Origin of the sequence: Rhodococcus sp. NPDC076796, from assembly GCF_040702765.1 — a bacterium.
Taxonomy (GTDB): Bacteria; Actinomycetota; Actinomycetes; order Mycobacteriales; family Mycobacteriaceae; genus Rhodococcoides.
The window spans coordinates 636931-643485 of sequence record NZ_JBFBMS010000004.1 but is presented as its reverse complement, the minus strand read 5'-3'; the positions used below and the strand labels follow the sequence as shown (position 1 = coordinate 643485).

Here is a 6555-nt window from a genome sequence, read left to right as displayed (position 1 = left end):
GTGTCCTCGGCTGGAAACCGAAGGTCGGGTTCCCGGAGCTGGTGAAGATGATGGTCCGCAGCGACCTCGACGAACTACGAACGGAAAACACGTGACACAACGCGCCCTGATCACTGGAATCGGCGGGCAGGACGGAACGATCCTGGCCCGCCGCTTGAACGAGCTCGGCTACTCAGTGGTTGGCACCCTCCAACCTGGATCGGTAACATCGGATCAGCCGAGCAATGTCAAGCTCGTCGAAGCCGATCTGCGCGACTCGAGTCTGTGCCGCAACGTGGTCTTGGATGCGGAGCCGGATGTCGTCTTCCACTTTGCCGGGATCTCGTCGGTCGGTTACTCCTGGGACCACCCGGTGGAAACAGCCGCAGTCAACGGAAATTCAGCTGTCGCGCTGCTCGACGCGCTGCTCGAACTTCAGAAAAGTTCCGATACGGAACGCACCTTCGTCAATGCGTCGAGCGCAGAGATCTTTGCCGGAACCACGGCGTCACCGCAAAACGAGCAAACGCCTATTGCCCCGTTGTCACCGTATGGCGCGTCGAAGGCATTCAGCCACAACATGACACAGGTCTATCGCGCGAAGGGATTGAAGGCCAGCAACGCAATCTTCTACAACCACGAATCGGCATTTCGGCCAACCAAGTTCGTGACTCGCAAAATTACGGCTGCGGCCGCGGCGATTGCGCGCGGTAAGCAATCGACGTTGGAACTCGGCAACCTCGATGCGCGACGTGACTGGGGTTGGGCACCCGACTATGTCGAGGCGACATTGCTCATGGCCACCCATGATCGCGGTGACGACTTCGTGATCGCTACGGGCGAGGCTCATTCAGTGCGGGACTTCGTCGATGCAGCATTTCGTGCTGCGGGCATCCCGGACTGGCACGGACTTGTGACGAGCAGTGACGCGCTTGGTAGACCTGCGGACTCGGCGGAGATGGTGGGAGACGCCAGCCGGGCCAAGGATGTCCTCGGATGGAAGCCGACAAAAAGGTTCGACGACGTGGTGAAGGCCATGGTAGAGCACGATTTGTCGCTGCTTTGAGGTCGACTTCCCCAAATCGTTAGCCATCCGAACCCGCAGTTATCTCCGGACGGGAAACTGCGGGTTCTCCGGTTCTTCGACGGCCTCGGCGCAGCGGTGGATGAAATCGCTCAATTCGGAGCGAACCTCAGGAGCGAGAAGATCCAAGGGTGCATCGGTGCCATGAAATTCCGCGAACGCCGAGGTATAGGCATCGACACTGTCGGCGATCACTGCGTGCAGTGAGGTGGACCTGTTCAGATGAACGCGCGCGATCACGTCGATGCGATCGGCCAAGAAATCGTGAAATGTATTCTGCGCCATGGTCATGCCACGTCCATTCTCCGAAACAGTTGTCATTGCGTCATGGTACGAACAAAACCGACGGGCCGCAGGGTGAGCGGCAGCGCTGCTAGTACGCGCCGTCGCTCTTGACAACTGCGACTGCGGTCTTGGCGATGATGAGCAGATCCCCTGTCATGGACCAGTTCTCGACGTACGAGAGATCAAGGCGAACGCTTTCCTCCCACGACAGATCCGATCGGCCACTCACCTGCCACAGCCCAGTAATACCCGGCTTGACGAGCAGCCTACGACGCACTTCACCGTCGTACGTTTCCACTTCGCTGCGCAGCGGCGGCCGCGGACCCACCACGCTCATCTCGCGCTTGAGCACGTTGACGAACTGCGGAAGCTCGTCGAGGCTGAACTTGCGCATCACCTTGCCCACGCGGGTGACCCGTGGGTCGTCGCGCATCTTGAACAACACCCCGCCGGCCCCTTCGTTGAGGGCGGCCAGTTCTTGCACGCGCTTGTCTGCGTCCTGGACCATGCTGCGGAACTTGATCATCTGGAAAGGCTTGCCGTCGATGCCCATTCGCTCGGACTTGTAGAAGATCGAGCCCTTGCTGGTCATCTTGATGATTGCGGCGAGCGTGATCAGGACCGGCGAGATCAGCAGCAGAACCGAGGCGGCGAACAGGAAGTCGAACGCCGTCTTGCTGAATCGCTTCGCGCCATTGTACTGCGGCTTCTCGACGTGGATGAGCGGGAAGTTCGCTACCGGACGCATCACCAGACGCGGACCCGCCACGTCCACCACTCCGGGGGACACGACGAGGTCCACCTTCTTCTTCTCGAGGTCCCACACCATCTTTCGCAGCCCGTGGTGGCCGATGTGCTCGGTGGCCGTGACCGCCACGGTGTCGGCTCCGGAGGTCTCGATGGCCTCGACGACGCTGTGTTCATCCCCGAGTACCGGAATCTCGACGCCGTCGACGGTGAGCGACGAGTCGTTGCCGGGCTCGTAGTTGGGTAGGCAGATGCCGACCACGCTGTAGCCGGCTTCGGGGGAACGCTCGAACGACCTGGCCATGGCCAGAGCCGAGCTGCGACTGCCGACGATGAGCACCGAGGTCTGGTATCCGCCACGAGCACGCCTGCGCGACACTATTTTTCGCCATACCCATCGACTCAGAAGAAGCCCGACCAGTCCGACGGGCAGGGCGATCGCGAGATACAGACGGGCGATATCCAGACGAAACAGCAGGGAGAGAATCGCGATGGTTCCGAACAGCCGGAACGTGGCCGACACGATGCGGCGGTACTCCTCCGAACCGTTGCCGATCACCCGTGGAGATCGGGTGCGGAAGATGGCGAGAAACGTCAGCCACAGAACTGCGAGTACTCCGGATATTCCGAAGTACCCGACGATGGACCACGGTTCGCGAAAATCGATCTCGCCGAAGCGGATGATCTGAGCAACCGTCACCGCGCCGAGAACGACCACCGTGTCGGTGACACGAAGTCCCTCGGTGTAGTGCGTCTCCCATTCACGACGCGATGTCGTCCTGCGCAACCGTCGTGCGTCACGCCGCGAGACAACCGAACTCTGCGCTTCCAGATCGCTGACTGACACTTGTTTCCCCTCGGTACGTACGCGTTGCCGAACCCTTGCGTGATCGACACAGCTCCGTGCCACCCCGTCGTGCAGATTATCTTGTCGTACTTATCGTGTCACTTGGTAACGATATGTTGATCGGCGCGAATCCGCAGGTCGTTACATGTTTCTACTGCATTAACCAGACGCGTCCGCTGCGTTGCCAATTTCTCCGGAAGCCCCATTCCGGTCACTCTCGACCACCTATTAGTGCCACATCCACGCCGTGTGTCAAGCATTGTCGGTCGAACGACGGACGCTCGGGGACATGCCGGCAAATGCCTCCCACATTCGGCGTCCCAGTTCCCGTTGTCCCTCGCCGTTGTAGTGGATCTTCTCGGTCTCGCTGTTGTAGAGCCCCCTCGGACCCGGCACGTACGCCACTGCGGCCTTACGTCGGGGAGTATCGGCATGCACCGCATCGATGACGGCGTAGTTCGGCTCCCCCGATTCGATCTCGTCCGGCACCATCTGGCCCACTACGAACGGAACGTCGCCGAATTCGCCGCGCAGAGTGTCGATCAGGCTGTCGAGCTTCTCGGCGTACACCGGCCCGGTCAGCAACGGCACATCGCTCTCACCTTGATGCCACAGCACCGCCGCGAGCTCGTTGCCGGGCTTCGTCGCCAGCCCCGTTCGGATGCGCTGCATCGCATTCCAGAACAGGTTGACTCGCGCACCGGTATCGGCAGGATCCCAGGAGATGCCGTGGATGCGCGAGAAGCCCGAGTCGCCGCGCGCATACGGAACCAGCAGTACCGGCCTACCCGTCGTATCGGCGAGGTGCGCCGCGAAGGTGGGGCCGAATCCGACTGCCTTGGAGGGCACTTCGTGAAACAGTGGATTGCTGCCCGCCACGATGGTGTTCTTCGACCGGCCCGACGCTGCCCACTGATGCACCCGTGGATGCGGCGCATCGAGACCCGATCGATCCAACCCACGGCCCCCACCGTGCGCATTGGACTGCCCCAGCACTGCAACCACCAGATACGGCTCGTCGAACGGCTGTACCGGAATGCCGCGTCCCAGACGCCTCTTCACGACGTCCTTGGCCCGCACCTTCGCGTTCTGCCGAAACCCCATGACGCTCCCCCTACTCACGTGCAGTCGTTCTGCGCCGGCACCCCTGCGAATCGATCGGCCAACCACTGATTGACGGCGTCGCCGTTGACGTCTCCGTGCCCGCGTCCGGCCTGCCGGTCGATGGTGATGACATCGCCCAGTCCGCATGCTGACTGCAGCGCCGCATCGGTCCACGCCACGTCGATGTAGGTGTCGGCATCGCCGTACGCCACCAGCATCGGTGCCGACGCCGGCCCCGTTGGCAGGGCCATCCGCGTCAGCTCGTCACGCAGCGTCGCTGCCGCCGCAGGGGAGTCGGGCGCAAAGTCGTTGTTGCCGAGCCTCTTCGCCGCATCGGTGCGCGCACCCGCCTTGTCCAGCGTGCACTGGGTGAGTGTGTCCCAATCCTGCTCGGCATTGCCGCTGCGGTAATCGTCAAGATTCAGATTCTCGTCACGCCGAGCGAGTGATTCGAGTATCCACTGCAGCACCGGCCCCTGGTCCTCGGTCAACGTGCCCGCCTCCGCCTTGTCCACAAGGCCCACCATGTTGGCAGTGGGTGCCAGAGCGACGGCACCGACCAGATCGAGTTCCGGCGCATAGGAATCGGCGAGTTCGTTCGCGGCCCAGGCAGCGCCGCCGCCCTGTGAACCACCGAACGCAGCCCACTGCGTACCCACATCGGGAAAGACCGTACGCAATGCCCGTACTGCATCGATCACGTCGTAGCCGGCGGTGATGTTGTCCAGGTAGGCGTGGTTGCCCGCATGTCCGAGACCCTCGTAGTCGGTGATGGCGACCGCGAATCCCGCTGCGGTGTAACCCTGTACGAGCGCCGATGCCCCCAGCAGTGACGCGGACCTCGACGGAGCGCATGCTTGCTCGATGCCCGTGGTGCCGTGGGCGTAGGAGATGACGGGCCACCCACCCTCGGGCGCATCGCCTGACGGGGTGAACACCGTGCCCGATACCTCGCGCTCGCCCACACCCGGTTGCACCGAGCGGTACACCACCTTCGCAGCATCGATACCCGACATCCGCACCGGCAGCGGTAGATTCGGCATCGTCTCGGCACTCACGATGGAGCCGCTTCCGGTACCGGGATTCGCGATGTCCATCGGCTCCGGATCGGATCCACGCACCACCGAAACCAATGCCCCCTGCGCCTGGCCGCCGAGCGGAACCACAGCGGCGCATCCCGCGAGCAGAGGAATGAGGGCCAGCGGCGCGGCGAGCCTACGGACGGTGTGCATGAATCTATTTGCTCGCCTTGAATCTACGGGCGTACGTCAACGACGGCTTCTCGATGAATCGGTACGTCACCGCTCCGAATGCGATGCTCACCGCGCTCACCAGCACGAAGTTCCGCAGTAGCCCCAACGGGCTGTCGCCTGCCATCCATCCGAAGCGCCCCAACATGATCAGGATGGGAAAGTGCCACAGGTAGACGCTGAGCGAGATCATGCCCACGTAGCTCAGGGGTGCCCAGTCGGCCCGTTCGGCGAGCTTCGACTGCTCACCGCGTGCCAGCGGCACGATGATGAACAGAATGAGCAAGGCCGAACCGAAAGACACGGTGGACGTCTGCCAGCGCGAATTGTCGTCGATCAGCATCAGTGAGATCACCGCGGTGGGAATCATCGCGATGCCCGTCCACCACCGCATCCGGGTGACGATCGCGCCCTTCAGCATTCCGTTGTCGATCGCGACGAACACCACCGCCGCCAGCATCCCGTACGTGAAATTGTCTGCCAGCGACCAGAAGCTGCGGCTGAGCACCGCGATCTCGTTGGGTCCCCATTCCAGCAGTTTCGGATCAGTGATGCCCGACGGCCCCACGCGCGAGGCGGTGTACAGCTTTCCGGTGATTCCGATGACGAACATGATCACCACCGGGATCAACGCCAGCACCGGTGCCGAGATGGACGTGCGCTTGCGCAGGAAGAACGCGATACTCGTCAGCAGCGGCAGTGCGATGTAGAACGCGAATTCCAGCGACAGCGACCACGACGGGTTGATGCCGGTCTGGATCATGCTCGGAATGTAGGTGTGCACCAGCGTCAGATTGGCCAACAGCGTCAACGGATCGGTGAGGATGCCAAGACCGTTGTCGGTGAAATGTTGTTCGGCCACAGCGGCGTTCTCCACGAACACCGCACGCATCACGTAGTTGGCGAACAAGAAGATGAACAGGTATGCCGGAAACACTCGCAGCAGCCGATGCATCGCGTAGCTGACGTTGTTCGGCATCGGTTTGCCTGCGAACAGCTTTCGTACCATCGGGAGGAAGATCAGGAAGCCCGACAGCGCGAAGAAGAAGATCAACCCCTGCCCCAGCACCCCGAGCTTGTAGGTCAGGACGGTCTGCGGCGAGTAGTGCCCGCCGACGTGCACGGCGAGCACGCACAGGCAGGCGAATCCGCGGGGGCCGTCGAGCCCGACGAGGCGGGCAGGTCGCTTGATACCGGTATCGGCGACCGCGGTGGCGGCGGTCGCAGTGCTGTCGGGTGTGGCGGTCATGGGTACCTTC

General features: G+C 62.3%; 6 protein-coding genes. 1 reads left to right on the top strand and 5 read right to left on the bottom strand.

Annotated features, from left to right (window positions below):
* The first annotated feature begins 91 nt into the window (after positions 1-91).
* On the top strand, positions 92-1045 hold the full coding sequence (locus AB0366_RS17015) for a GDP-mannose 4,6-dehydratase (protein WP_366244933.1): 954 nt from the start codon (positions 92-94) through the stop codon (positions 1043-1045).
* A gap of 39 nt (positions 1046-1084) precedes the next feature.
* Here the strand turns inward: AB0366_RS17015 and AB0366_RS17010 are convergent, their stop codons facing one another.
* The 5 genes from AB0366_RS17010 to AB0366_RS16990 all read right to left on the bottom strand — a co-directional run bounded on the left by AB0366_RS17010 (position 1085) and on the right by AB0366_RS16990 (position 6545).
* Positions 1085-1384: a hypothetical protein gene (locus AB0366_RS17010; RefSeq protein WP_366244932.1), complete on the bottom strand. Its 300-nt coding sequence runs from the start codon at positions 1382-1384 to the stop codon at positions 1085-1087.
* Positions 1385-1436: 52 nt separating this feature from the next.
* The gene (locus AB0366_RS17005; protein ID WP_366244963.1) at positions 1437-2882 is read right to left on the bottom strand and encodes a sugar transferase; all 1446 of its coding nucleotides are present in this window, start codon (positions 2880-2882) and stop codon (positions 1437-1439) included.
* A gap of 312 nt (positions 2883-3194) precedes the next feature.
* Positions 3195-4046: a sialate O-acetylesterase gene (locus tag AB0366_RS17000; protein ID WP_366244931.1), complete on the bottom strand. Its 852-nt coding sequence runs from the start codon at positions 4044-4046 to the stop codon at positions 3195-3197.
* 14 nt (positions 4047-4060) lie between these two features.
* Complete coding sequence (locus AB0366_RS16995; protein ID WP_366244930.1) at positions 4061-5278, bottom strand: lipase family protein; 1218 nt, start codon at positions 5276-5278, stop codon at positions 4061-4063.
* Positions 5279-5282: 4 nt separating this feature from the next.
* A complete protein-coding gene (locus tag AB0366_RS16990; protein WP_366244929.1) occupies positions 5283-6545 on the bottom strand; it encodes an acyltransferase in 1263 nt (420 codons plus the stop codon).
* Positions 6546-6555 lie beyond the last annotated feature (10 nt).

Bases quoted from the DNA above. Each gene is read 5' to 3' on its own strand.
- AB0366_RS17010 (WP_366244932.1), bottom strand. From the start codon at position 1,384: ATGACAACTGTTTCGGAGAATGGACGTGGCATGACCATGGCGCAGAAT.
- AB0366_RS17000 (WP_366244931.1), bottom strand. From the start codon at position 4,046: ATGGGGTTTCGGCAGAACGCGAAGGTGCGGGCCAAGGACGTCGTGAAG.
- AB0366_RS16995 (WP_366244930.1), bottom strand. From the start codon at position 5,278: ATGCACACCGTCCGTAGGCTCGCCGCGCCGCTGGCCCTCATTCCTCTG.
- AB0366_RS16990 (WP_366244929.1), bottom strand. From the start codon at position 6,545: ATGACCGCCACACCCGACAGCACTGCGACCGCCGCCACCGCGGTCGCC.